This window comes from Microcystis sp. MC19 (assembly GCF_003019735.1).
Taxonomy (GTDB): domain Bacteria; phylum Cyanobacteriota; class Cyanobacteriia; order Cyanobacteriales; family Microcystaceae; genus Microcystis.
Map to the genome: position 1 here is coordinate 1,119,002 of NZ_CP020664.1, position 24,487 is coordinate 1,143,488.

At 41.6% G+C, this 24,487-nt stretch carries 25 protein-coding genes and 1 pseudogene; 15 read left to right on the plus strand and 11 right to left on the minus strand.

Annotation, left to right across the window (positions count from 1 at the left end; genetic code table 11):
• The first annotated feature begins 162 nt into the window (after positions 1-162).
• The 3 genes and pseudogenes from B5D77_RS05775 to aroH all read left to right on the plus strand — a co-directional run bounded on the left by B5D77_RS05775 (position 163) and on the right by aroH (position 1,982).
• On the plus strand, positions 163-714 hold the full coding sequence (locus B5D77_RS05775; protein WP_008205267.1) for a hypothetical protein: 552 nt from the start codon (positions 163-165) through the stop codon (positions 712-714).
• Positions 698-1,518, plus strand: a pseudogene (gene sppA / locus B5D77_RS05780) (signal peptide peptidase SppA). The gene B5D77_RS05775 and the pseudogene sppA overlap by 17 nt, the downstream one beginning before the upstream one ends.
• Positions 1,519-1,586: 68 nt before the next feature.
• Positions 1,587-1,982: a chorismate mutase gene (gene aroH, locus B5D77_RS05785; protein ID WP_008205272.1), complete on the plus strand. Its 396-nt coding sequence runs from the start codon at positions 1,587-1,589 to the stop codon at positions 1,980-1,982.
• On the opposite strand, the gene B5D77_RS05790 is transcribed toward aroH, so the two are convergent.
• A complete protein-coding gene (locus tag B5D77_RS05790; protein WP_106908453.1) occupies positions 1,979-2,872 on the minus strand; it encodes an alpha/beta fold hydrolase in 894 nt (297 codons plus the stop codon). The genes aroH and B5D77_RS05790 overlap by 4 nt on opposite strands.
• A gap of 58 nt (positions 2,873-2,930) precedes the next feature.
• On the opposite strand from B5D77_RS05790, the gene B5D77_RS05795 reads away from it, so the two are divergent.
• Positions 2,931-3,776, plus strand: coding sequence for an alpha/beta fold hydrolase (locus B5D77_RS05795; RefSeq protein ID WP_008205275.1), 846 nt, complete (start codon positions 2,931-2,933; stop codon positions 3,774-3,776).
• Between the two features lie 7 nt (positions 3,777-3,783).
• On the opposite strand, the gene B5D77_RS05800 is transcribed toward B5D77_RS05795, so the two are convergent.
• Both B5D77_RS05800 and B5D77_RS05805 read right to left on the minus strand, forming a co-directional pair.
• Entirely contained in the window at positions 3,784-4,617 is an 834-nt protein-coding gene (locus tag B5D77_RS05800) for a M48 family metallopeptidase (RefSeq protein WP_008205278.1), read from the minus strand.
• Positions 4,618-4,680: 63 nt separating this feature from the next.
• Positions 4,681-4,965 (minus strand): hypothetical protein, encoded by a 285-nt coding sequence (locus tag B5D77_RS05805; protein WP_008205280.1) that lies wholly within the window; start codon positions 4,963-4,965, stop codon positions 4,681-4,683.
• A 526-nt stretch (positions 4,966-5,491) separates the two neighbouring features.
• Between B5D77_RS05805 and B5D77_RS05810 the strand changes: the two genes are divergently transcribed.
• Positions 5,492-6,487, plus strand: coding sequence for a LysR family transcriptional regulator (locus tag B5D77_RS05810; protein WP_106908454.1), 996 nt, complete (start codon positions 5,492-5,494; stop codon positions 6,485-6,487).
• 40 nt (positions 6,488-6,527) lie between these two features.
• Here the strand turns inward: B5D77_RS05810 and B5D77_RS05815 are convergent, their stop codons facing one another.
• Positions 6,528-7,193: an ImmA/IrrE family metallo-endopeptidase gene (locus B5D77_RS05815; RefSeq protein WP_106908455.1), complete on the minus strand. Its 666-nt coding sequence runs from the start codon at positions 7,191-7,193 to the stop codon at positions 6,528-6,530.
• Between the two features lie 5 nt (positions 7,194-7,198).
• A complete protein-coding gene (locus B5D77_RS05820; RefSeq protein WP_008205286.1) occupies positions 7,199-7,555 on the minus strand; it encodes a helix-turn-helix domain-containing protein in 357 nt (118 codons plus the stop codon).
• Positions 7,556-7,751: 196 nt separating this feature from the next.
• On the opposite strand from B5D77_RS05820, the gene B5D77_RS05825 reads away from it, so the two are divergent.
• From B5D77_RS05825 to B5D77_RS05855, 7 genes are all read left to right on the plus strand, one after another.
• A complete protein-coding gene (locus B5D77_RS05825; protein ID WP_106908456.1) occupies positions 7,752-8,543 on the plus strand; it encodes a PD-(D/E)XK nuclease family protein in 792 nt (263 codons plus the stop codon).
• Positions 8,544-8,546: 3 nt separating this feature from the next.
• A complete protein-coding gene (locus tag B5D77_RS05830; protein ID WP_106908457.1) occupies positions 8,547-10,790 on the plus strand; it encodes a Piwi domain-containing protein in 2,244 nt (747 codons plus the stop codon).
• Positions 10,791-11,184: 394 nt separating this feature from the next.
• Positions 11,185-13,554 (plus strand): glycogen-debranching protein, encoded by a 2,370-nt coding sequence (locus B5D77_RS05835; RefSeq protein WP_106908458.1) that lies wholly within the window; start codon positions 11,185-11,187, stop codon positions 13,552-13,554.
• A 172-nt stretch (positions 13,555-13,726) separates the two neighbouring features.
• The gene (locus tag B5D77_RS05840; RefSeq protein ID WP_008205369.1) at positions 13,727-14,377 is read left to right on the plus strand and encodes a TVP38/TMEM64 family protein; all 651 of its coding nucleotides are present in this window, start codon (positions 13,727-13,729) and stop codon (positions 14,375-14,377) included.
• A gap of 204 nt (positions 14,378-14,581) precedes the next feature.
• Entirely contained in the window at positions 14,582-15,586 is a 1,005-nt protein-coding gene (locus tag B5D77_RS05845; RefSeq protein WP_008205371.1) for a DnaJ C-terminal domain-containing protein, read from the plus strand.
• 862 nt (positions 15,587-16,448) lie between these two features.
• On the plus strand, positions 16,449-16,910 hold the full coding sequence (locus B5D77_RS05850) for an AAA family ATPase (protein WP_008205373.1): 462 nt from the start codon (positions 16,449-16,451) through the stop codon (positions 16,908-16,910).
• Positions 16,882-17,523 (plus strand): hypothetical protein, encoded by a 642-nt coding sequence (locus B5D77_RS05855; RefSeq protein ID WP_039900475.1) that lies wholly within the window; start codon positions 16,882-16,884, stop codon positions 17,521-17,523. Before B5D77_RS05850 ends, B5D77_RS05855 begins: the two co-directional genes overlap by 29 nt.
• Before the next feature lie 117 nt (positions 17,524-17,640).
• On the opposite strand, the gene B5D77_RS05860 is transcribed toward B5D77_RS05855, so the two are convergent.
• From B5D77_RS05860 to B5D77_RS05875, 4 genes are all read right to left on the minus strand, one after another.
• Positions 17,641-18,060: a ribbon-helix-helix protein, CopG family gene (locus tag B5D77_RS05860; RefSeq protein ID WP_008205378.1), complete on the minus strand. Its 420-nt coding sequence runs from the start codon at positions 18,058-18,060 to the stop codon at positions 17,641-17,643.
• A 178-nt stretch (positions 18,061-18,238) separates the two neighbouring features.
• A complete protein-coding gene (locus tag B5D77_RS05865) occupies positions 18,239-18,442 on the minus strand; it encodes a hypothetical protein (protein WP_051011189.1) in 204 nt (67 codons plus the stop codon).
• A 106-nt stretch (positions 18,443-18,548) separates the two neighbouring features.
• Complete coding sequence (locus B5D77_RS05870) at positions 18,549-19,160, minus strand: class II aldolase/adducin family protein (protein WP_106908459.1); 612 nt, start codon at positions 19,158-19,160, stop codon at positions 18,549-18,551.
• On the minus strand, positions 19,157-19,492 hold the full coding sequence (locus B5D77_RS05875; RefSeq protein WP_008205385.1) for a hypothetical protein: 336 nt from the start codon (positions 19,490-19,492) through the stop codon (positions 19,157-19,159). Before B5D77_RS05875 ends, B5D77_RS05870 begins: the two co-directional genes overlap by 4 nt.
• A 689-nt stretch (positions 19,493-20,181) precedes the next feature.
• Here B5D77_RS05875 and B5D77_RS26490 point away from each other — a divergent pair.
• The 3 genes from B5D77_RS26490 to B5D77_RS05895 all read left to right on the plus strand — a co-directional run bounded on the left by B5D77_RS26490 (position 20,182) and on the right by B5D77_RS05895 (position 22,876).
• Complete coding sequence (locus B5D77_RS26490; protein WP_008205386.1) at positions 20,182-20,343, plus strand: hypothetical protein; 162 nt, start codon at positions 20,182-20,184, stop codon at positions 20,341-20,343.
• Positions 20,344-20,601: 258 nt separating this feature from the next.
• Positions 20,602-21,507 (plus strand): ferritin-like domain-containing protein, encoded by a 906-nt coding sequence (locus B5D77_RS05885; RefSeq protein ID WP_008205388.1) that lies wholly within the window; start codon positions 20,602-20,604, stop codon positions 21,505-21,507.
• Positions 21,508-21,811: 304 nt separating this feature from the next.
• Complete coding sequence (locus B5D77_RS05895) at positions 21,812-22,876, plus strand: pentapeptide repeat-containing protein (protein WP_008205390.1); 1,065 nt, start codon at positions 21,812-21,814, stop codon at positions 22,874-22,876.
• Between the two features lie 78 nt (positions 22,877-22,954).
• Here the strand turns inward: B5D77_RS05895 and B5D77_RS05900 are convergent, their stop codons facing one another.
• Together B5D77_RS05900 and B5D77_RS05905 are read right to left on the minus strand one after the other, a co-directional pair.
• Positions 22,955-23,728 carry a Uma2 family endonuclease gene (locus B5D77_RS05900; RefSeq protein ID WP_008205392.1) on the minus strand — a complete coding sequence of 258 codons (774 nt, stop codon included), beginning with the start codon at positions 23,726-23,728 and terminating at the stop codon, positions 22,955-22,957.
• 119 nt (positions 23,729-23,847) lie between these two features.
• Entirely contained in the window at positions 23,848-24,480 is a 633-nt protein-coding gene (locus B5D77_RS05905) for a response regulator transcription factor (protein ID WP_008205394.1), read from the minus strand.
• Positions 24,481-24,487: the final 7 nt, after the last annotated feature.

The following is a 24,487-nucleotide window of genomic DNA, read 5'->3' on the forward strand; positions in this document are numbered from 1 at the left end:
AGTTTTGATAATCCTATCGAAGACTTTGAGAACTATATGCCATGAAAATTTTACACTATTTTTCTTTATTCGTGGCAGGCATTTTACTGCCTCTCCCTTTGTGGGAGAGATTTTGGTGGTGACGGCAACTAAGCATATCTGCCATTACTTTAGGAAAATGTTATGACTAATGTTCTCTCTCCTGAGCAGCTTTCTGCTCAAGAATTGTGTGATTTGTACCGTCGAAGATGGCAGATAGAGTCGGCTTTTCTCTTAACCAAGAGATTGTTAGAATTAGGTTATTTATGGGTTGGACATCGCCAGGGGGTACAAATTCAAATTTTGGCTACTCTCATTTTTTATCCGGTTTTAAATCCTTTAGTCGGACAGGTGGCGATGGCTCTTAGTCAGCCCAAAGAAAAAATTTCAGTGGCGATGGTTTTTCCCAGTTTATACTATGTGGCTAAAGCAGTCACTAGAGGGGAAAACCCTGATGTGGTCAGTTATTTAGCCAAGCGAGCTAAACTTTTTGGCTTAGTTAAAGCTGAAAGGAAACGACACAGGGAAAGAGATGCGCTCTCTCAAGAAATTGGGGGGCTATGTCCTTCAGTTGACACCAATGATCGCGTTGGCCGAAAATGTAATAATGTCTGCTTAACCTGGAACGATCAAAGCGTTAGATTAGAAAGAGTCCTTTTTTTAGAGATATTTAAACCTGATGGTCTGGCCTTTTAAACCGAAAACCCGCAAACAAATCGCTCGAATAGAAATTACAGGTGCAATTGCCTCCGATACCCGCAAAAGAGTCTTAAAAGCCCTAGAAATCGTCAAAGAAAGGCAATATCCCGCCCTACTTCTCCGCATTGACTCCCCCGGGGGAACCGTGGGGATTCCCAAGAAATTTATGAAGCATTGAAGCGGTTACAAAAAAACACGAAAATAATCGCTAGTTTTGGCAATATTTCCGCCTCTGGTGGCGTTTATATCGGTATGGGGGCTAATTATATTATGGCTAACCCCGGCACGATTACCGGCTCGATCGGTGTTATCCTGAGGGGGAACAATCTGGAAAGATTGTTGGATAAGGTGGGAGTTTCGTTTAAAGTGATTAAATCAGGCCCTTATAAAGATATTCTCTCCTTCGATCGAGAATTAACTGATGAAGAAGAAAGAATTCTCCAGGATATGATCGATACCAGTTATCAGCAATTTCTGCAAACCGTCGCCGGAGCGAGAAATTTAGATGTCAATCAGGTGAAAAGTTTTGCCGATGGGCGCATTTTTACCGGCCAACAGGCGTTAGAATTGGGAGTGGTCGATCGCCTGGGAACCGAGGAAGATGCCCGACTTTGGGCGCTAGAATTGGCAGGATTACCCCCAGATAAAACTAAATGTCAGACTATCGAAGAACCGAAACCCCTCCTCAGTCGTCTGACGGGTAATCGTTCCCAAATACCCCTAGGGCTACAAACAACCCTACAGCGTCTAGAATTTGAATTGGAAGTTAACGGACAACTATTGTGGTTATACCGACCCTGATGGCCAGATTAAAGTCGAGAAAAAGGGCGCGTTAACCCCTAAAATTGACTCATCAGGATTAGCGGAGGATGACAATCGTGCAGTGGAAGGTTCGAGCCATTCGGGGAGCGACGACGGTAACGGCTAATACTATTGAAGCTATACGAGAAGCAGTAACAGAACTCCTCGAAGCGATCGAAATCCACAATAGTCTCGATCCCGATGATATTGTTAGTGTTATCTTTACGGCAACTCAGGATTTAGATGCGATTTTCCCCGCTGCTATCGCTCGCGAACGTCCCCACTGGCAAAATGTCCCCCTCCTCGATGTGCAACAGATGCAGGTCGCTGGTAGTCTGGACAAGTGTATTCGCGTAATTCTCCACGTTAATACTCCCAAACTACAAGGGGAAATGCAGCACATCTATCTACGAGGAGCGAAAAATCTTCGCCCCGATTGGCAGATTTCTCCGATAACTGACTAGCTCTCTATTTCCGACAGCCAACTCAAAATTAATTGATTAACTTTTTCGGGATGTTCATCGTGGGGACAGTGACCGGCTTTGGCAATCGGATAAAATTGGGTATTATCACCCATTTTAGCTCTTTCTTGGTAAATTACCGAACCAGCGATCGGTGTCCAAGGGTCATCCTCTCCCCAGAGTACCAATAAAGGGCGATCGATTTGCGGTAATAATTCCTGGGGAGAAGGTCCGGGGGGTGCTGTCAACACTGATGCAAACACTCCCCACGCACCCGCATCACAGGAGGGTTGATAGAGGATTTCGACTAATTCCTCGGTAATCGCGGTATGGTCGCGATAAACCTGTTTTAAGGTGTTACGGATGCGATTTTTCTGCCTTACCTGTTCAAAAATAAACTTTCCTGTCACGGGAGAACTAACTAAACCGGTAAAGGCAGCCATGATTAAACGCAAAGGGAAATTTAATTCTTCGGGACGATGGTTTAATCCTCCGGCACAGTTGATAATTACTCCTCCAGCCGTGATTTCGGGAGATTCTGCCATCAGCATTAAGGTAATCAGTCCCCCGATGGAGTTACCGATAAATACCGCCGGTCTTGCCATTTTTTCCCTGCAAAAGTCCTGTATTTGCCGCTGCCAAAGGTTGAGACCATAATCTAAAGCGGGCTTATCCGCACCCCCAAATCCCAAAAGATCTAGGGCATAGACTTGATAGCCATTTTCCGCTAAAACCGGGATATTTTTGCGCCAATGACCGATAGATGCCCCAAAACCGTGAATTAAGACTAGGGGTTGTCCTTCTCCCCGCACGGTGTAGGGGATGGTGTGACCTTGCCATGTCCAAGACAATTGTTCTAAGCTAGTACCAGTGAGCGGCGATTGTAGTGCCATTGTATGAAGTTTTATTAAGTGATATTTAAATTATAGATTAAAAATCAGCCGAGAATTTATGCCGCAACGCCAGACTTTTACCAATAACTCGATGGCAATTTCCTATTTACAATGGAGCGATCGAGGTATGCCTCTACTATTATTGCACGGCATGGCGGATCATGCTTTGGTTTGGTCAAGTTTGGGCGATTATTTAAGCTCAAATTATCAAGTTGTTGCCCCAGATTTGCGGGGACATGGGGAAAGCGGTAAACCGGCAACCGGTTATCACTTTCAGGATTATATCGGCGATTTAAGGGCTTTAATTAATCATTTAGGTTGGACACAAGCACATATTTTAGGTCATTCTTGGAGTGCTAAAATAGCGGCAATTTGGGCAACTCAACAGCCGGAAGTATTTAAGAGTTTAATTTTAGTCGATCCCTTTTTTATCGATAAAATGCCCGGTTGGATTAGGATAACTTTTCCAATTCTCTATCAGGTTTTGCCCTTTTTAAAGATTACTCGTTCCTTTGATAGTTATCAGAGCCTAGAAGCGATCGCTCGTCAATTAAAACAATATAAAGGTTGGTCAAATCTACAGCAAGAGGTGTTTAAAAATGCCATCGAACAAAAAGCTGATGGCAGTTGGAGCAGTAAATTTACTTTATCGGCACGGGGGGAAATTTTTGAGGATGTCATGGGGTTTGCCGGATTAACTAAAACTTTAGATATTCCCAGTTTATTAGTCCTTCCCCAACAGGGATTAAATCGCACTGCTTGGCAAATTCAATCCTATAAAAAGTATTTAACTTCTCTAGAGATTAAAAAAATACCGGGTAATCATTGGGCATTTTTAGGGGAACCTGAAACTTTTAATCAAGCGGTGGCCGAGTTTTTATCGGTTCGGGAAATTGTATTGTAAAATATGATTAGCGGAGAGAACGAATCTGCAATTGGTAATAATCCTCGTCTAAACCTTGATTCTGCTTGTTATTAACCGAATTAAGCTGTTTTTGCAGTGCCAAAATCCGATCGCCTGTGGCAGGATGGGTGCTGAGAATTGTCGGGGTAGAACCGCCTTGTTGTGCTAATTTTCCCATAAAGGAGATCATGGCCGTGGGGGCATAACCAGCCTCAGCTAGATTGTTTAAACCCAGTCGGTCCGCTTCTAATTCATCCTTGCGACTATTGGGCAGATTATAGGCGAGATTGACTCCCAATTGTACCCAAGTTTTTGTGTCCAATCCCGCCGCACTGAGAAGTCCTTGGGCGAGGGCAGTATTGCGTAATTGGGTGATAGAATGACGACCGACGATATGGCCAATTTCATGGGCAATCACACTGGCTAATTCCGCCTCATTACTGGCAGTTTTAATCAATCCCGTGTGTAAATAGACAAATCCGCCCATAGTAGCGAAGGCGTTAATGCTATTGTCGCGCACCACTTGAAAAGTGTAGGGAAGATCAGGGCGATCGCTAGTTGCCGCTAATCGCTGCCCGATTTCTTGGACATATTGGTTAATTCTGGCATCTTTGGCCAGTTTTATCTTACCTGATTCTAGTAAACCTTGATTAATCTGCCTACCGAGGGCGACTTCCTGCTGAGGGGAAATAGTCGAAAGTTGAATAACCTGCACACCGCGAAAAAGTAAATCCATCCACGAGCGCCCGAAACTAGGTTGGGGATCGATAATCCCGATACTCAGAGTGAGCAGCAGGGAAATGATTGTTAGTAGCCAAAAACGGTAGAAAATAGGGCGCATAGACGATTCGATCCCATAAAAACCTCATTCCCATTCTAGACAGTCAATGTCACCCTTTGCCTGTTACTGTCCCCGATTGGTTTGATAGACGTAAAAGTTAAATAAATCGAATAAACTGCCAACAAAAGCAAAGGTGACAGCGATGGTGAACATTCCTTGTAGGGGATAACCGCCGCCGAAAATGGTTAAAAATTGCAGGATTTGGCTAAAACCGGTCTGAGAAACCCAAGTAAAGCCGGGGACGTGACTGGTGGCCAATAAAGCAGTTAAAATGGAACCCACCAGGAGGACGGGGGCAACAAAACTTAATAGGGTGGAAAATAGCAGGGAACGGAGCAAAGTAAGCATGAATGCTGATCTCCAGAGAATTAGGGACCGATCGAACGGGAATAGGAATCTATACTCGCTCCCCTCTAGGATATACGTTCATCTCAGCTAGGGGCGGTTTGTTAAAAAATCTTAAAATATCATTAAGATTCTTGGTTAATAAGGATTAAGTGGTACACAAAAGTCAACCCGATAATTGCTGGGTCAGCCTTTTTCAGTGATCAGTAAACAGTGATCAGTAATCAGTCAGGGGTGGGGAAGTGGGGAAGTGGTGAAGTGGGGGAATTTCAACTAAAACCCTAAAACCCTAACACCCCAAAACCCCCCGCAACGCGCAGGCAGTGACCACCCCATCACCCTGTCTCGGAGTCTCCTGTCTCCTGAATACTGACTCCTGAATACTGATCACTGGTAACTGATAACTGGAACTAGCTGAAGCATTGATCCCCGTGGTGTGGTACTGTCAATTCAGTGTGTTTATCGGCACTGGCTTAAGATTTGTCGCTATTGTCCTCCCCTTCTCCTGTCGCTGTTTTTGAGGCTTTCTATGACCGACATTCCTTTCACCCTAGACCAACTGAGAATTCTCAAAGCGATCGCTGCTGAGGGAAGCTTTAAACGGGCGGCAGATACCCTGTATGTATCCCAACCGGCAATCAGTCTTCAGGTACAAAACCTCGAAAAACAGCTAAATGTGCCGTTATTTGACCGAGGCGGTCGGAAAGCCCAATTGACGGAAGCGGGACACCTACTCTTAAGCTACGGCGAAAAAATTATCAGTCTCTGTCAAGAAACCTGTCGGGCGATCGAAGATCTACAAAATCTGCAAGGGGGAACCCTAATCGTCGGCGCTTCCCAAACCACGGGAACCTATCTTCTTCCCCGCATGATCGGTCTGTTTCGGCAAAAATATCCAGAAGTATCCGTACAGCTACAAGTTCATTCCACCCGTCGCACCTCTTGGAGCGTTGCTAACGGTCAAGTGGATTTAGCCATTATCGGGGGGGAAGTTCCCGCCGAATTACAAGAAACCCTGCGGATTATCCCCTACGCAGAAGATGAACTGGCTTTAGTCCTGCCGATTTTTCATCCTCTGTCTAAGGTAGAAATGATTCAAAAAGAGGATTTATATCGACTAAAATTTATCACCCTCGATTCCCAATCGACGATTCGCAAAGTCATCGACAAGGTTTTAACTCGTTGCGAGATCGATACCAAACGCTTAAAAGTGGAGATGGAACTTAACTCGATCGAGGCGATTAAAAATGCCGTCCAATCCGGTTTAGGGGCGGCTTTTGTCTCGGTGACAGCGATCGAAAAAGAACTACAAATGGGCGTGATCCACGCTACCCGAATTAAAGACGTGGAAATACGACGCACTTTGTCGGTAATTATTAACCCGAATCGCTATCGATCAAAAGCTGCCGAAGCTTTTACCCTAGAAATACTACCCCAATTCTCCACCTATCCAGAATATCTGGCTGACGACCACAACTTTGAACCGATTCCTAACTCGCAACCCGCCGAAATTATGAGCAAATAAGTCGCTCGATACGGGCAAAATCTCCCTCCGAACATTGAAGCTATCTCTTAGGAAAATTACTGCCCCGATAAATTACTTTTTTATCGACTTTAATCCAATGGAGACTTTCTAAACGACTTCTAAGATTAGTAATAGTTACTCCCAACTCGTCGGCGATCGCATACAGATGTCCCCATTTAGTTAAGTCACGGCCCTTGATGACTTTCTCTAACTCACTCATCGCCATTAGTAAACAACTGGCAAAATATTGGGCTTGCCATTCAATTCTTTGGCTAGAATCAACTGTACGACACAGAAAAGGTTGAATTGTCTCTAGGGAATCTCCCTGATTGATTCGATCCAAAAAATTAGAGACGGCTGTTTGATTAATATGAAGGACAAAATGACCAATTTCATGAGCTAAACTCGAATTTTTAAAACCTTCTTTTGCTAGGGATGAATTTTGAGAATCTTTTAAGAATTTTACATCTTCATTGAGAATAATTTTCTTTTCTGTGGGAATAATCATCGCAGCGATTTCTCCCTCTTTATCTGCCTTTATATCCATCCATTCAATAGCCAAATCAAAATGATCGGCCGCTGCTTCCGCAAGATCGCAATTTTTTAAGGGACGACGACGATGAGCTTTTACTTTCTTCAGAATATCGTCTGCCTGAGTTTCAATCACTGCTTTGGGAATAAAACTATAGGGTTTAATAATATCCAAGATATTTACTCCTCTGGTTCTAATTTTGTCGCCTCAGAAATAATTTTTTTGGCAAAATTGGGATTGTCTTTCATGCGACGCAATAAAATCGGCATTTGTTGATATTTTTGAACTAATTCTTTGAAGACTTTTTGATCATCTGAACTAATTCGTCCTGCCAATTCCCCTAAGGTTTGAGCATTTAATTTTAAATGAGTCGCTAAGGACTCAATCACCTGCTGACTAGGAGGATAACCCACATGATCATTTTCTAGCTTTGATAGATAGGTATAGTCCACCCCAATCAACTTAGCTAGTTCTCTCTGACTATATTCCTCCTCTCGACGAGCTTTGCGGATAACCTGTCCAAATGTTTCTGACACTGCTTTTCTCTCAATCGCTCAAAAAAAATTATATCAAGGGTTGACTATTTCAGTCAACATAGGCTAGAGTTAGTTTATTGGCGTTGATTATTTTAGTCAACACTAGAGCAAACACTGCCGTATCATCCTAGCATTATCCTGACCGAGGGGAAAAATCGTGTCCTGCCAGTTTCCCAAAAAGCCTTGGTATCCTCCGATGAGCTATCTTCTTTGGCGCTCGCTTAAACCGGCGATGGGCCATGAGAATTGGCATTGTCAGACAAAACGGGGGTTTGAAAAAGCGCGAAACAAAGAACCAGAAGTTCAAAGATTACTATCACAAGATAATCAGTCGCAAAAAATTGGTAAGTTGGCACAACGAGGAGTTTTTGAGTTTCATCAAGAGCCAGCGAGATTATCCAGTTTTGATGGGGTGGAACAAGTTGCAGAAATCCTGCAATTAAATCAAGAATCGCCAGAAATTCAAGCTAGGGTTTTAGTAATTTTAAACAATTACTATCAACAACCAATTTTATTAAATCAAGAGATTATTAATTTATCTAGAGGCGATGAAGGTTATCCAGAACCTATTGTTATCGAGCAAGGTAACTATCGGTTTAATTTGTACGCTGCCTTTGATTGTATTTTTAGAGAAGCTGATGACACTATACATATTTTAGATTTAAAAACTGGTCAATCTAATTTTGATCGTCGTCAGGCTCATGTTTATTTACTGGCGGCTAGTTACCTTTATCCTCAGGAAAAAATTGTCGCTTCTTTTTACAATTTAGAAACCCAAACAAGCTCAGAAAATATATCCCTGTCTTCCGAGGCAATGGAAGCAGTTAAAATCGAACTAGTTTTCCTGTCCAAAAAACATCAGCAACAACTACAAAAATATAAAGATCACCACGAAGATTTTTATCATATTTTCCCGCCCCAAAGTGGCTATGCCTGTCGTTATTGTCCTTTTACATCGATTTGTGATTATGCAAATAAGGAGGTTTAGATCATGAATTACACAGCAGCTAACACAGCCAATTTCCCGATTTTTTTGAGTGAAATTAGTTTCTTGACTACCAATAATATTTGTTTGAATTGTTTTAAGCTTAATTATCAAGTTACTAGAAAAATAGGTAATCGTTTTAGTTGGCAATTCAGTCGGAAGTTTCCCGATGTGGTGGTTATTTTTGAAGATAATTGTTTTTGGGTATTAGCTAAAGATGAAAAATTTTTTCCCTCTCCACAACAGTGGAAAGAAGCTTTATCAGATATTCAAGAGGTTTTACGAGAAGATATTGGCGATCACTATTATTCTATTTATTGGCTAAAAGACTTTCAGATAAAAGCTTTAGTTACAGCACAATTAGCAGTTAGAATTCTGAAAATATTTGGTAAATTTTCCTATCCAATAGTTTTTCCCAAAGATAGTCAGATAAGTGAAAACCAAGTACAGGTAAGGAGAGAAGTTGATTTTTGGGCAGAAATCATCAATGACACTAATCCAGCTATTTGTTTAACTGTTGACAGTAGTATTGTCTATAGTGGAGATTTAGAACAATTTTATGAAAATCACCCCTATAGACAAGATGCTGCGAAATTATTAGTAGGTTTAAAGGTTAAAACTATAGAAACCAATGGGACAGCTAAAATTATTAGAATAGCGGGTACAATTGGGGAAAGAAGAGAAGATTTATTAAAAAAAGCCACAGGTTCAATGAGTCGAAGAAAATTAGAAGAAGCTCATCTGGAGCAACCAGTGGTTGCGGTACAATTTGGCAAAAATCCCCAGGAGTATATTTATCCATTAGCAGCTTTAAAACCCTCTGTAACAGATGAGGATGAGAGTTTATTTCAAGTCAATCATGGAGACTTATTAAAGGAAACAAAAATCTTATATGCTGAACGACAAGAACTATTAAAGTTATATAAACAGGAGGCACAAAAGACTTTAAATAACTTTGGTTTTCAGTTAAGAGAAAGAAGTATTAACAGCCAAGAATACCCCGAAGTCTTTTGGACTCCTTCTATTTCTCTTGAGCAAACTCCTATCTTATTTGGTAAGGGAGAAAGGGGAGAAAAAAGAGAAATTCTCAAAGGATTATCGAAGGGTGGTGTGTATAAACGTCATCGAGAATATGTCGATACTGCTCGTAAAATTCGTTTAGCTATTCTGAAACCAGCTAATTTGAGAGTGGGAGATTTTAGAGAGCAATTAGAAAAGCGATTAAAACTTTATAAATTTGAGACTATTTTGCCACCAGAGAATCAAATAAATTTTTCTGTCGAAGGTGAAGGCTCTGAAAAAAGAGCTAGACTGGAAGAAGCAGTTGATCGATTAATTCGAGGAGAAATTCCTGTAGATATTGCTTTAGTATTTCTTCCCCAATCTGATCGCAATGCTGATAATACTGAAGAAGGGAGTTTATATTCGTGGATTAAAAGAAAGTTTTTGGATCGTGGAGTTATAACTCAAATGATTTATGAGAAGACTTTAAATAATAAGAGCCAATATAATAATATTCTCAATCAAGTTGTCCCCGGAATCCTAGCCAAATTAGGAAATTTACCCTATGTTCTTGCTGAACCTCTAGAAATTGCCGATTATTTTATTGGTTTAGATGTGGGAAGGATTCCTAAAAAAAATCTTCCGGGGAGTCTCAATGTTTGTGCAAGTGTGCGACTATATGGAAAACAGGGAGAATTTGTTCGCTGTCGGGTAGAAGATAGTTTAACCGAGGGAGAAGAAATTCCTCAACGGATTCTGGAAAATTGTTTACCGCAAGCTGAACTAAAAAATCAGACAGTTCTCATTTACAGAGATGGTAAATTTCAAGGAAAGGAGGTTGACAATTTACTGGCAAGAGCTAGAGCAATTAATGCTAAATTTATTCTCGTAGAATGTTATAAAACTGGCATTCCTAGACTTTATAATTTTGAGCAAAAACAGATAAATGCTCCCTCCAAAGGATTAGCTTTAGCTTTATCAAATCGGGAAGTTATCCTGATAACGTCCCAAGTTTCTGAAAAAATTGGTGTTCCTCGTCCCTTGCGCTTAAAAGTTAATGAATTGGGAGAGCAAGTAAATTTAAAACAGTTAGTTGACACTACGTTAAAATTAACTTTACTTCACTATGGTTCTCTCAAAGATCCCCGTTTACCTATCCCTTTGTATGGAGCGGATATTATTGCTTATCGACGCTTACAAGGAATTTATCCTAGTTTATTAGAAGATGATTGTCAATTCTGGCTTTAGAGAGGAAAATTATGTAAGTAGTCGTGCAAAATAAATTTCCTAGTGAAGATAGGCACAAGGCAAGAGGCAAAAGGCAAAAGCTTGATCGAAATGTGTAATTAATTTTGCTTAGGTACTTAGTAATTTCCCTAGCAATCTACACCATCTAGATGAATTAGTCAGTGATTTAGTTAACCAAATTAGTTTACCGACGGCAGAAAATCGGGACATTAAAGAAAGATTAGCCTATCTTGAATGGGACTTGCATCGAGAAAATGGTTGTTTACAAGCCGAAAATTTATCTCTAGGTCAAATTGCATAGCTGGTTTTTTGGGGGGAGCAAGCTTTAGATTTTTTTCTTATTTCCTCGATCAAAAAATGTCTATTATCAAAGGCGATATTATTCCGCCAATTTATGTTACCAGCGATCGGTCAAAATCATCCCCAATCTGGTAATTATGCGCCCTTAGATAGCCATCTCTGGGCTGATGCCACCTATCCCCTGGGGGCGCATTATCGGAGCGATAGTGTCACCTTTGCCGTCTATTCTAGAAATGCCAGTCAGATTCTTCTGGAAATCTACGATCGCCCGACGGGAGAAAACGCTAAGTATGATTACTGGTTGACAAAAAACCCAAAGGATGATATATGGCGGGCAAAAATCGCTGGTATTGCCCACGGCAGCTACTACGCTTTTCGCTGTTGGGGTCCCAATTGGCAATTTGATCAAAAATGGCAAAGAGGCCACAGTAACGCCGGTTTTCGGGCAGATGTGGACGATTTTGGCCATCGTTTTAACCCCAATAAAGTCCTCTTCGATCCCTACGCGCGAGAACTTTCCCACGACCTAGAAACCCCGGCCATGGTCGCGGCCGGAGAAAATGTTGGAATCTATGCCACAGGAGGGGGGGACTATAAAGGAGTAATCCAGCGGCAATACGATACGGGTAAATGGTCGCCCAAAGGCATTGTGATCGCTCCAGATGGGACTTCTACCGGGATTCGTCCCCGTCTGGGTGCCGAAAAAGCGATCATTTATGAGGCCCATGTACGCGGTTTCAGCAATCACCCCTCCGCTAGTCGTTTAGAAGATATTCTCAAGGGAATTAGGGGTTTTGAGGAAGTGGCCAACGTTCCCGACCAGTACAGGGGAACTTATGCGGGAGCCGGCTATATGGCCAAATACCTAAAAGCGCTAGGATTTACCACGATCGAACTCTTACCGGTCCAGGAAACCGCTAACGATAATAACCCCGACGATCGCCCCGGTGGTAACTATTGGGGTTACATGACCTTTGGTTATTTCGCCCCCGATCGCCGTTATGCTTATGATCGCTCCCCCGGGGGACCCACCAGAGAGTTTAAGTCCATGGTCAAAGCTTTCCACGACCAGGGTATGGAAGTTTATCTCGATGTGGTCTATAATCACACCGGAGAAGGGGGCAATTGGGGCAGCAACGATGTCACCCGATTGGTTAGTTTTGGTGGTTTTGATGTGGTGGAATACTATCAACTCACCGACGAACATTATCTAGTCGATGGGGCCACTGGCTGCGGAAATCAATTAAATTTTTCCCATAGTGTCACCTGCAATCTGGTTCTTGATTCCCTCACCTATTGGTTAGAAACCATGGCAGTTGATGGTTTTCGTTTTGATCTGGCCCCCGTTCTCGGTCGAACTCCTTCTAGTCATGAACGAGAAGATCGGGGCAAACAAAAACAATTTTTTCCTAAACATCCTTTGTTAGCAAAGATCAAGAAATTAGGCAAGAAATACGATGCGGAAATGATCGCCGAAGCTTGGGATCGCTGGGGTTACGAAGTGGGGAATTTCCCGACAGGTTGGGGAGAATGGAATGGCCGTTATCGCGATGCAATCCGGCGTTTTTGCAAGGGGGATGGTAATACTTTTAAATTCATCGAACAGGTGAACGGAGATTATCGCAATTTTAATGACCAAGGCGGACCACAAAAATCGATCGATTTTATTGTTGCCCACGATGGTTTTACCCTGATGGATTTGGTCAGTTATAACCACAAAAATAACCTCACTCCCTGGCCCTTTGGTCCTTCCGATGGCGGCAATAATAATAACGATTCTTGGGATTCTGGGGGTGATCAGGCTTTACGTCGCCAAAGATTACGCAACTTTTGGACGATTCAATTTTTATCTCGCGGTGTTCCCATGACTGTCTGGGGTGATGAATTTGGCCGCAGCCAAAATGGTAATAATAATCCCTACAATATTGATAGTGTGGCCACTTGGAATAATTATGATATGATTGCCACCCGTTCACCCCATCTACTGCCCACCGGTTATCGGGAAGCTTATCACAATAATTTTGGCACGGGAACTAATCAAGAAGAACGCAATCCTTTATTTATTTTTGCCGCTTATATTGCTCACTTAAGACAGAATCATACAGCACTTAAACAGCACCGCTATGGGGATCTGGTTCTCGATGCGGGCAATGATGTCACCTATTTATTTAAAAAACCCGATGGGGTTAGCGAGTTAACTGCCGATGATCGCTGTATTTGGTTTTTAATTGATGGTAGTGCCGTCGGTGATCACGATTTTCTGGTGTTAATTAATATGTATCATCTGCTGGTGGATTTTCGTCTTCCCTCCCCATCCAATAATTATCGTTGGGTAAGAATTATTGACACGGCAGCTTGGGCAGAAACCAATTATAATTGTTGGTCTGTGGATCAAGGGACAGTAATTGCCGATAACTATAAAGTCAATGGTTTTTCGATCGTGGTTTGCCAGGAGATTAACTGAACTACCCAAACCGATATCGGGGGTAATTTGGGGACGGATCGGGCAGCCGGCTAATATTGAGATCGAGAGCGATTCTTAGTCGATTTCTGCTATATTTTTGGCAATAGGGAAATATAGCCCCTAGCTGCATCTTATGTTTTGCAACCCGAACTTAGCCCAAAATTGCCGTTAAATGTCTAAAACTAAAAGTAGTGTTATTATCCTAACCATAATTTGTATTATCGCCACAGCGATGGGAGTTTATCTGCTCGGTGGTATCGACTCCCAACAATTACAGATCTGGTTAAAACAAATGGGAATTATAGCCCCCATTTTGTATATTATTCTCTATACGATCGGGACAATTTTAATTCTGCCTTCTACCCCCTTAAACCTCAGTGGTGGGGCGATCTTTGGGGTAGTTATGGGAACAGTTTGGACAACGATCGCCGCTTTGGTGGCCGCTATAGTTGCCTTTGCTTTTACCCGTACTATCGGCCGGGAATATACCGCCAAAAAATTTCAGGGAAAATGGCAAGCGATCGATGCAGAAATGCAGCAAGGCGGCCTATTTTATATGTTTGCTATCCGTCTATTACCGATTATTCCCTACGGTATCGTTAACTTTGTTGCGGGATTAACTTCTATCCGTTTTCGCGATTATTTCATCGGTACTTTATTAGGCACTGTCCCCGGAATTTTACCCTTTGTCATGATGGGTGCGGGTTTAAAATCTTTAGGAAAAGGCGATATATTGCCCCTGATGGTGGCTTTTACCCTTATTGCTCTGTTAGTAGCTGTAGGAACTTGGTATCGTCGTCGTCGGCAATTTCCCTTTCAGTGATCAGTTATCAGTTATCAGTTATCAGATTGGAGTTTTAAGTAGATAGTGTTAAGTGAAAACTTTGGCACTTTATTTTCACTGATCACCGGTTACTGGTTACTGTTCACCGATCACTGATCACTGATTCAAGCCTGACAACGATAAAATTAAGTTAGATTAGGAATATTCCGACTGAATCCTCATTGCTAAGGAGATAGCGTATCGATGCCTGCCGCAGATTATAAAGATTATTATGCCGTTCTGGGAGTAGGTAAAACTGCCAGCGCTGAAGAAATAAAAAAAGCTTTTCGTAAATTAGCCGTCAAATATCATCCCGATCGCAATCCTAACGATAAAAGCGCCGAAGAACGTTTTAAAGAAATTAGCGAAGCTTACGAAGTCCTCTCCGATAGCGAAAAACGCCAAAAATACGATCAATTTGGACAATATTGGCAACAGGCCGGGCGATCAAATTGGCCGGGTAATGGGGGGGTTGACTTTGGTTCGGACGGTTTTGACTTTAGCCAGTACAACACCTTTGATGATTTTATCAATGAACTGCTCGGTCGCATGGGGCGCTCCGGCGGTACTCGCCCCGGTTCCCATTCCTACGGGACTCCGGGGAGAGGATTTGGCGATTTTAGCAATTTTAACGACTTTGCCGGCTCTCGTACTGCACCGCAATCCGTCACTTCTGGTATCTCCACCGCTAAACTGCGTCTGACTTTTGCGGAAGCTTTACGAGGAGTACAAAAACGGGTTAATTTAGCCGGAGAAATGATCGATATCAAAATCCCCCCAGGAACTAAAACCGGTAATCGTCTCCGGGTACGGGGTAAAGGACTAATCGATCCCTTGAGTAAACAACGGGGAGATCTATTTCTCGATGTGGAATTAGAACCCCATCCTTTCTTTGCTTTTGAAGGCGATAATTTAACCTGTGAAGTGCCGATTACTCCCGATGAGGCGGTTTTAGGCACAGCGATTGAAGTTCCTACCCCCGATGGCCTGGTGACGGTAAAAATTCCCGCCGGTATTCGTTCCGGTCAATCCCTGCGCTTACGAGGCAAAGGTTGGATCGATAATAAAGGACAACGCGGCGATCAATTAGTCAAAATTGTCATCGATACTCCCAAAGAGTTAACGGCGATCGAACGGGAATTATACGAGAAAATTAAATCTCAGCGTAGCACCGATCCCCGTCGTCATCTCAGACAGGTGCAAATTTAGTCCCTAGCTAGGGTTTGCCGAAACAGTTTTTCGTGGTGGCAGGGTCTGGGGTGTAGGGTTTTAAGCTAAGACCCATTTTAACCCCTTATCTTTAGATTAGCTGAATCTCCCCCGCCCCCCCTTGCCCCTAGCGTAAATTTACTAAGCTGTTGACTATCTAATCCTAAATCCAGTTATTAAAGACTGATTATCTATTGCCCCTTTAGAACTAAGCCCAAATCTTTTCTCACTTTTAGAGGAGGTTTTACCAACAGTTATTCCCCTAGAAATCGAGCAAGGAGGTCAAAGTTTGCCTATTTTCCCAGTCGAGCCGATAGATAAGCTAAAAAATCGGCTCTTCTAGGTTCTGTGTGATAAGTTTAATTGACATAGGATTGATCGATCTTTGTGTCCTTTGTGTCTTTGTGGTTCGTTCCACCCCCTCGCTCTTGAGAAATGTATCTTAAAATACATTTTACCCACCAAAGCTGGGAGAGCCAAAAATCCAGAATTGAATCGATTACATGAGATGATTAAAAGCGCAACGGATTCAGAACTCACTCGCCTAGAACTTATGATTCGCAGAGAGGAAAGAAAACCACGATGAAGTACATTGTCAAAGGAGAGGAACCAGAAGTATTTAAAGAATGGAAAGCACAAAATAACGAAAACTGGCCACCTACCTTTAACTACATCTCATAATAAATTCGGTGATAATAGGCTGAGTGCAACTGATTAAGCTAAGACGTATTTAAACTGCTTATTCTTCGATTAGCCGAATCTCCTCCAATCTCTTTACTGTTGCCTCTTGCCTCTTGCCTCGTCTCAACAAGCAATTTAAATTACGAACAGCTTATCATTGGACAATGCCCAATTTACTATCATGTCTAAACAAGCAAGAAAAATTAAACTTAAAAATCTAGGAATATTAAAACAAGCTGAATTTGAGCTTGGTGATTTAACTATTATTTGTGGCAATAATAATACTGGCAAAACCTATGCTACTTATGCGCTGTTTGGTTTTTTGTATTTTTGGAAAAAAAGAATAGTATTTACAATACCAGACAAATGTATTAATCAATTACTCAGGGAAGGTTCTATTAACTTAAATCTCTTGGATTATTTTAAAAACTATCCTGAAGCTTTATCAAAAGCTTGTCAAGAATATTCAAAAAATCTATCTACCATTTTTGCCGCCAGTATTGATAAATTTAAAGGGGCTAATTTTGAAGTTGAACTCTTGATTAGTGAATCAGATTTTATTAGTAAAAAATACGAGAGTCAGATTAGTTCTGCTGGCTCAATTGCGGGAATTTTTGCCCGACAGAAAAGCAAGAGACTATAAAATTTTATTTGAGTTAATTGTAGATGATGCAATAGTTAAACCTAGTACAGGTGATCATGGTAAGAAGCAGGTCATTTTAACAGAAACTGATGACAAAAACTCTTATTCTGTTAAGATTCACTCTATCCCTGATACTGTATCTGTATTTGTTGTTAAATCGGATATTTTTCCTCCACCTAAAGCAATTTTTAAAAATAACAAGAATGAATGTAAACGCGCTGATTATATTCTTTTAGTAGAACAAGAGGAAGGTAAATATCAAGGTAAATATGTTATTTTCCTAGAGCTAAAATCAGGCAAGGATAGTAATAGTGACATTATTGCTCAACTTAAATGCTCCTTAGGCTTATTCAAGTATTGTCGCACAATTGGTAAAATATTTTGGGAGGAAGAAGATTTTTTAAAAGATTATAAATTTTGCTTTGTTACCATTAAAAATATTCCAGCGCACAGACAAAGACTTAATAAAAAGCCAACAAGAATTGATAAAGAAAGCTTATTAAAATCAGAATCTATCGAATCTTCTCTCTCTTGGATTCCTCGTAAACTGATTATATTTTGCTATCAAAACGAATTCTATTTTAATCAATTTTTTCATGGCATCTTAACTTGACAATGTTAGATTTAATTTGTCGTTACCATTTGGCTAGGAACTAGAGTTATGGGCGCACGCAATGCGCCCCTACGGAATATTTTTGGTTAACAAAAAAAAGAAAACCGCAATTACAATTCATGGAACAAAATCGGTTAAAATCTCATCTGGTTCGTCATCTATGTCATCCTCATCTAATTCCCCAATAAAATCGACAGCAGCGGAAAAATTAGCAGCAGCTAATGTTAAAGACTGCTGAGATTGCAGGGGCGACAGGAGTTGTTCGAGATTGTTTAAGCGAAATGATAGAGAATCAACCTCTTGTTTGAATTGATCAATCTTATTAATTTTAGCTTGCAATAACTTCAATTCAGCTTGAATAATCTGCAATGAATCAGTTGCAGTAGGTCGATTCTCTGCCAGATCAAGATATTGATTTAAAGCCGCCAGCATCAATTGAGAAATTGACTGATTTTGCGCCTGCGCTAACCCATCAATCTGCGCCAGTAATGCTGGTTTAACCTTGGTTTTGATGACAATTTTTGTGGATTTGCTCATGAATATTAAATCTAATCGATTAAAACATCTTCTTCAGATTGCGAATTTTGACCAGATTGTGGGAAAACCTTGGCCAACTCTGGATTCTCAACTCCTTGGTTAACAGGCGATCGCTAACAAGAAGCTCTCCCAACCGATGGACTGGGTTTTATCTCAATCTACTTAACCGGAACTCAGGTTAATAAGAAGTAAAACCTCGAAACATATAACCGACAATCAAACCGATTAATAGGGCCCATGCTTGCCCAGTTTTGACAAAATTTGAGAAGGATTTCTGGAAATTCCCGATGATATCCACGTCTTGCTCCGAAATAGTCATCAAGACATTGGTAAGAGGCGAAAAATCGATCGAGACAGATAGATGATGGAAGATGTCGATCACGATGGCATTCCTCAAAGACGAAAATCTACAGAATAAGTTAACATGAAAAGGACTAAATTAAAACCACTTTTGCACCCCCAGCGGTGAGTTGGAAAGGAGGTCACTTTCAAGATGATTGCAATTGCCAGTAATAGGATAACAATAAATTGCCCGCTTTTGCTAAATCTTGACCAAAGGCGATAATTCCTTCTTCATGACCACTCATCACTAAAATTTGTTGCTCCTCTAGACGATCTTCTTGGCATAAACGGATAATTTCTGCGGCCATTTCTGGGGTTCCATAGGCAATATTTTCTTGAGTGGTCGGCACTCGATACATCAAATTTTGCCACAGCTGGCGATGGTGAATATGAATCACCCCATTAATCTGGGGATTCGCTTCATAAATCGCTCCATGGGTGAGAGTTTCTGAAGAAGCGGCGATTGTTCCCCGACAAGTGACCCGATTTTCTCTCCAATCGTAGTCTATAACCGTGGTGTAATGGGATTCATTTAATACGGGGATTCCCCCGGTGTTAGTGCCAGAAATAATGATTTCTTTGTCTATTTTTCCTCGTTGACTCACATTACCAAAACCGATTCCGTTATCGTATTGACCGATTAATCCCAGTCGATAGAGACGATTGCGCCAATAATTTAATTCCGCAATCTCTGAGCTTATTAAGGGACGGTCAGGAATCCAAGTACAATTGTATTTAACGTAGCCTTCGTCAATCATAGATTTTTCTGAAAATATTCGGGATAATTTTGACAAACTTTCTGCACAAAGTCCTGGAGAGGATAGGAAATATTAGCGATATAATTATCTTTGATAACTTGGGAGAATAGGGGTAAAACTTCCGTATCTAAGGCGGGGTTAAATAAGTCCATCGGCAGGATTAAATCGGAACCTTCCCGTACATCAATTGTCTCAAAATTATCGGATGAAATTAACCAAAGAGGACGCACCCAAAGAGCCGAACGACTTTCGATCACCTGAATTACTTCTCCGTATAAAGTTCGATTTTTGCAGAATAAACTAACAATTTGATGGGTAGTAAATGTGTTCATAGACAATTCTAGGTTTCCTTGATACTATAGCAGTTATCTTAATGGTGAAGTACAAAGTTTTTCTTTTCGGGAACGACGGAACTGCGGAACAGTTTAGTGATCGTATTTTGACATAGATTAAACCTCTTGCATAATTAATTTTTCAGGGTTCAAAAACGGCAAAAATAAGGATTAAATGGCATAAAGTCTGTAAATAGACCATTTAACTGATTATTATTCATTCTTAATTCTCCTGACTACTGACTACTGGCTACTGACTCCTAACCCTAACAACAATTTTTGATTTTTACAAGAGGTCTATTTGTAATAAACTGACAAATTACTTAAAATAATTTAAGCTTTTTTCCGAAAAAATTGTTAAAAACTTGACATAAATACTAATTTACCCGTGATTGAATAATACTAATTGGGCGTAGGGAATGAGAGAAAATGAATGTATTAGGAGAGACAAGATTTGAGCAGGGAGTAATTAATATGTCCTTGTCAATATCTGCGATCAAGATAGCTAAGTAGGTCAAGAACTAGGCAAGGTTTGCCAGGATTATCAAGAAGAAAACCAAGAAGCGATCAGCAATACTTGGCGGGACTCCTATCAATTTATCATATACGTTCCCCATCCCGACCAGCAACAGGAAGAAATCAGCCTAGAAGCAGGTTTAAGTTGCGGTTACAACGGGGGAGTCCAGCCCATGATCAACAGAAGTCAAATTCCCGATAAAATTCCTGAAGGGGGGCATTTTGTGGTGGTGCTTAAACAGGTAAAATTAGCAGGAGAATTTAAAATTGCCGCCACGGGAATATTTATTTTAACCCAGATTATCGTCGTCCCCACTGGAGGGAAGTCTATCTAGGTGCCACGGGATTTAGTGGTTTTTAAGGCATTGGCTAGGGATTCGGTAGCATTGATGATGGTGACTCTCCTGACAAATATCTTTTCTTCACCACCTAATTTTGTTTCCCACTTGCATCAGTGATCAGTTATCAGATGTAAGCTTTCAGTTGACTGATTACTGTTTACTGATCACTGAAAAAAGCTCCCCGCTCCCTTGCCAGATTGGGGAAAAACTCCGTTAGAATACGGGAAGCCGTTAACAAAACGATACAAAATCATGACCGTTGCTTACCCTCGTAAATTCAAGAAGACGATGAGCGCTCGCGACATCATGAAGCGTGTCATTAGCGATCGCGAAATTCATCTTGTCACCCTCAATCGTTACCGCTACAACGAACAACGTAGCTGTAAAGACCTGACCGAACTGATCGAAACCTTAGACGGACAACCAAAAGAACTGATCCAGGAGCTTTCCCATCACGTCGCCGATGAGGCCCGCCATGCTTACTGGTTAACCGATTTATTAATCGAATTGGGGGCCGATGTGGGGAAACCGCCGGGGTTGTCCTATATCGACGAATTTGAACGTCTTCTCGATCAAGACCAATTCCAAGGCGAAGAACAAAGGGAAGATGGACTGATTGCGGCCCTAGCGGCAATTAACGTCACGGAAAAACGGGGATGCGAATACTTTGCCGCCCATATTTATGCCCTCAAAGCAGGGGAACAAACCCCAGAAAATCTGAAAATTCGGGACACGATCGCCAAAATCTTTCCCGAAGAAGCGGGCCATGTGCGTTGGGGTAATCGTTGGTTAGCCAAAATTGCCCAAAAAAGCCCCGAACATCGGCAAAAAGTCGAAAAAGCTAAGGCTAAATACTCGGCGATCGAACAGGCCGCCTATGAATCGGGTATGGATATCACCCTGGGGGCAGAATTGCGCCGCTTCGGTCATTTAATGGAAATCGCCGCCACTATGCCGCTCTGGCAACGTCCTCAATATCTGATGGAACGTTTACCCCAATCCCTTCTCGACCCGAAATTGCAATTATTCCGGGTAGAAGCGGCCCGAAAAGCCTGGAATCGGGATCCACAAATGTTTATGGAACGCTTTTTGCCGATGTTTTTTAATGCGGACGGCAATATTGGCAAAAAAGAGGGCTCTCCCAGGTTTGGTGGGTAAAATGTATTCTAGGATACAGTCCTGCTGGCGAGTGAGTGGAACGAACCACAAAGACACAAAGGACACAAAGATTGATCGATCATATTGTAAGTTAAACTGATCACACAGAACCTAGAAGAGCCAAAAGAGAAAGTCAACTAATTTAACCTTGATTTTCTTCGGCAATCATTCAGCGATCGCTGAAGAAATGTTCAGCGAGGATCGAGAAAATCAGCTATTGTTTTAAATAGGGGTGAGTTCTCGGCTTTGGGGCCAGAGAAACACCACTTTTTTACTGTTTATTTTAGCTTTTCTCTTTTAGATTATGCGTCTTTTAGCTGCCTTCGATCGCTATCCCGATAGTGTATCGTTAACCCTAGAACCAGTAGCCACCGACTCGCAAAAATTTGATTTATATTTAACTTTACACCTACAAGCTCAAATTCAATCTCTCCTGGCTGGGGAAATCAAATGGGGACTAAAAGGAGGAAAATTAGATTTTGTTTTAGTTAATTGTCACCTAACACCAAATCCTCTTTCTAGTCAAGAGTTATACATAAATTGTATTAATAATCATCAATGGCGGTTATCGTTCAAAAGTCCTCAGTCAATATTTACAGGAGCGCTCGAAAGAATTAACCTAGGAACCGTGAGTGTGGAGGAAGAAACTTATCATCTGACGGTGCAATTTTCCCTGACGGCTGCCGATATCTGTATCACGGAAACATCGGGATTATGGAAACATGATATAAGTCCCAATAAACATAGTATTTTAGAGCGAAAGTTAGCATTTTTCCTGATGGAAAATCAATTTGATGCTTTTTTGAGTCGTATTTCTTTAGGGTCATCCCAAGTAGAATTAGATACTGTTCTAGTTGAACCGCAACCAGCAGCATCAGAAAATTTCGAGAAATTGCAGACACAAATCGAGGGAATTTATGCTGCTGTTACTGATGATTTTCGGGAATTAGCCCAATTAGCTGAACTCAATCCCCTGACGGATTTTACTGGGGCAAATCTTCTAGCAGCGGAATTAAGTGGTATATCTTTAGGCATGGCTAATCTCTATCAAGCGAATCTGCGGGGGGCAAATTTAACCGATGCTGATTTAAGTGAAATTAACGGCAGTCATGCTAGTTTTAAGGGAGCGGATTTAAGCGGAGCCTTATTAGCTAATGCCGATTTAAGTTATGCTGATTTTTATCGTTCTAGTTTGGCTTTAGCTAATTTAATCGGCTCCAATTTAGAAGGAGCTAATTTGGTTGAAGTCAATATCACTCAAGCGAATTTTAGCGGGGCAAAAGTGAAGGGGGCAAAGTTTGCCGATAACGTGGGTATGACCGAGGAATTGCGGCAAAATTTACGCTTGCGCGGAGCTTTCTGCGATTAGTCAACTATTCAGCCTCTAAATGACACCAAATACCCTCACCTTTCACCGAAAATAGCGTTATTAAATAACAAAAGGAGATTAGAGATTTTCCTCGGCATCTATGCCCAATTCCCGCAGTTTAGCCGCTAATTTCGCCGCTTTTTGCTTTTCTTGCTCGACTTGGTTTTCTGCCTCCACAGCCCGATTTTCTGCCTCTAAAACCCGATTTTCTGCCTCCACAGCCCGATTTTCTGCCTGTTGTGCCGCTTCTGCGGGAGTGGGGACTAATTCTCCTTCGGGGGTAAAATAGCGCAATTTATTGGCGGATAAACCCAAATATAAGCCTAATTGTTGACTCCAGAGCCGTCCCTGATGATTGGGGGTAATCGGTTGATATTGACCGCTAATTAGGGTAAATCCTTCAAATTCTAGGCTTTCTGGGTCAAACCAAAAATAATCGGGAGTGCGAAATATATCTTGATAAATTTGTTTTTTCTCCTCTCGGTCAACTTTGGCGGTACTATCGGAAAGAATTTCGATAATTAAATTGGGATATTTGCCCTCTTCTCGCCAAATTACCCAACTTCTGCGGTTGGGATTGGGATTTGTCCCCAAAACGACGAAAAAATCAGGACCACGGAAGAATTCTGACTTTTTCTGGTTGGGACTGTAATAAATGGTTAAATTGCCGGCGGCAAAATAATCTTCTCGCTCGCGCCACCACCATTCTAAACACTGAATTAGTAAAATAATTTGTTGTAGATGTAGGTTACTTTCCAAGGGTGGTTCATCACTCCAAAATTCGCCTTCTGGGAAGATTATCTCAGGGTTGACATGGGAATCGACTAGGGGTAAGCTTTCAGCGATAGTCATGGTTTGTCCAACAGAGATAGGTCGATCAATTATTATAAATTATTCAAGGGATTTTTTGAGCAATTGTAGCAGTAGCAATTGAGGTAGAATATTCCTGTGGGTAAATCGCCATTTTCTCCTTAAACAATACCGGATCGCAGGGCAATGACGGCCGCTTGTACTCGGTCGTCCACGGCTAATTTATTCATAATTCCCCGCACATGGGTTTTAATCGTATTGGTGCTTAAATAAAGTTGTTCGGCGATTTCAGCGTTACTTTTGCCTTCAACAATTAACTTTAAAACTTCCATTTCTCGCTCCGATAAAAGTGCTAGATTGGGATTAGGTTGCACTGCTGGCGGTTTGAGATTATCCATGACTAAACGGGCAATTTGAGGGTCTAAATAGGTGGCCCCGTCCTTAGCTGCTTCAATAGCGGCCAAAAGGCGATCGAGACTCGCTCCCTTGATACAATAGGCATCAGCACCACTGGCCAGAGCTGCGATCACTTCCTGTTGGAGAGTGTGGGAAGTGAGCATGACCACATGAACATTAGCTAAACCCTCCTTAATCTGTTTGGTTGCCGCAATGCCATCGAGACGGGGTAAACCGATGTCCATGACCACTAAATCGGGCCGTAGGGATAGGGCTAATTGTACCGCTGCCAGACCATCACTAGCTTGACCGACGATCTCAAAATCCGGCTGTTCACCGAGCGCTTGTTCTAAACCTAACTGCATTAAAGGATCGTCTTCAACAATTAAAATCCGCATGATCTTT

Coding starts and splice junctions, on each gene's coding strand:
- B5D77_RS05805 (WP_008205280.1), bottom strand. CDS start 4,965: ATGCTTACTTTGCTCCGTTCCCTGCTATTTTCCACCCTATTAAGTTTT.
- B5D77_RS05845 (WP_008205371.1), top strand. CDS start 14,582: ATGCCTGCCGCAGATTATAAAGATTATTATGCCGTTCTGGGAGTAGGT.
- B5D77_RS05840 (WP_008205369.1), top strand. CDS start 13,727: ATGTCTAAAACTAAAAGTAGTGTTATTATCCTAACCATAATTTGTATT.
- B5D77_RS05900 (WP_008205392.1), bottom strand. CDS start 23,728: ATGACTATCGCTGAAAGCTTACCCCTAGTCGATTCCCATGTCAACCCT.
- B5D77_RS05835 (WP_106908458.1), top strand. CDS start 11,185: ATGTTACCAGCGATCGGTCAAAATCATCCCCAATCTGGTAATTATGCG.
- B5D77_RS05850 (WP_008205373.1), top strand. CDS start 16,449: ATGTCTAAACAAGCAAGAAAAATTAAACTTAAAAATCTAGGAATATTA.
- B5D77_RS05795 (WP_008205275.1), top strand. CDS start 2,931: ATGCCGCAACGCCAGACTTTTACCAATAACTCGATGGCAATTTCCTAT.
- B5D77_RS05830 (WP_106908457.1), top strand. CDS start 8,547: ATGAATTACACAGCAGCTAACACAGCCAATTTCCCGATTTTTTTGAGT.
- B5D77_RS05860 (WP_008205378.1), bottom strand. CDS start 18,060: ATGAGCAAATCCACAAAAATTGTCATCAAAACCAAGGTTAAACCAGCA.
- aroH (WP_008205272.1), top strand. CDS start 1,587: ATGACAATCGTGCAGTGGAAGGTTCGAGCCATTCGGGGAGCGACGACG.
- B5D77_RS05875 (WP_008205385.1), bottom strand. CDS start 19,492: ATGAACACATTTACTACCCATCAAATTGTTAGTTTATTCTGCAAAAAT.
- B5D77_RS05775 (WP_008205267.1), top strand. CDS start 163: ATGACTAATGTTCTCTCTCCTGAGCAGCTTTCTGCTCAAGAATTGTGT.
- B5D77_RS05810 (WP_106908454.1), top strand. CDS start 5,492: ATGACCGACATTCCTTTCACCCTAGACCAACTGAGAATTCTCAAAGCG.
- B5D77_RS05825 (WP_106908456.1), top strand. CDS start 7,752: ATGAGCTATCTTCTTTGGCGCTCGCTTAAACCGGCGATGGGCCATGAG.
- B5D77_RS05895 (WP_008205390.1), top strand. CDS start 21,812: ATGCGTCTTTTAGCTGCCTTCGATCGCTATCCCGATAGTGTATCGTTA.
- B5D77_RS05905 (WP_008205394.1), bottom strand. CDS start 24,480: ATGCGGATTTTAATTGTTGAAGACGATCCTTTAATGCAGTTAGGTTTA.
- B5D77_RS05800 (WP_008205278.1), bottom strand. CDS start 4,617: ATGCGCCCTATTTTCTACCGTTTTTGGCTACTAACAATCATTTCCCTG.
- B5D77_RS05885 (WP_008205388.1), top strand. CDS start 20,602: ATGACCGTTGCTTACCCTCGTAAATTCAAGAAGACGATGAGCGCTCGC.
- B5D77_RS26490 (WP_008205386.1), top strand. CDS start 20,182: ATGATCAACAGAAGTCAAATTCCCGATAAAATTCCTGAAGGGGGGCAT.
- B5D77_RS05790 (WP_106908453.1), bottom strand. CDS start 2,872: ATGGCACTACAATCGCCGCTCACTGGTACTAGCTTAGAACAATTGTCT.
- B5D77_RS05870 (WP_106908459.1), bottom strand. CDS start 19,160: ATGATTGACGAAGGCTACGTTAAATACAATTGTACTTGGATTCCTGAC.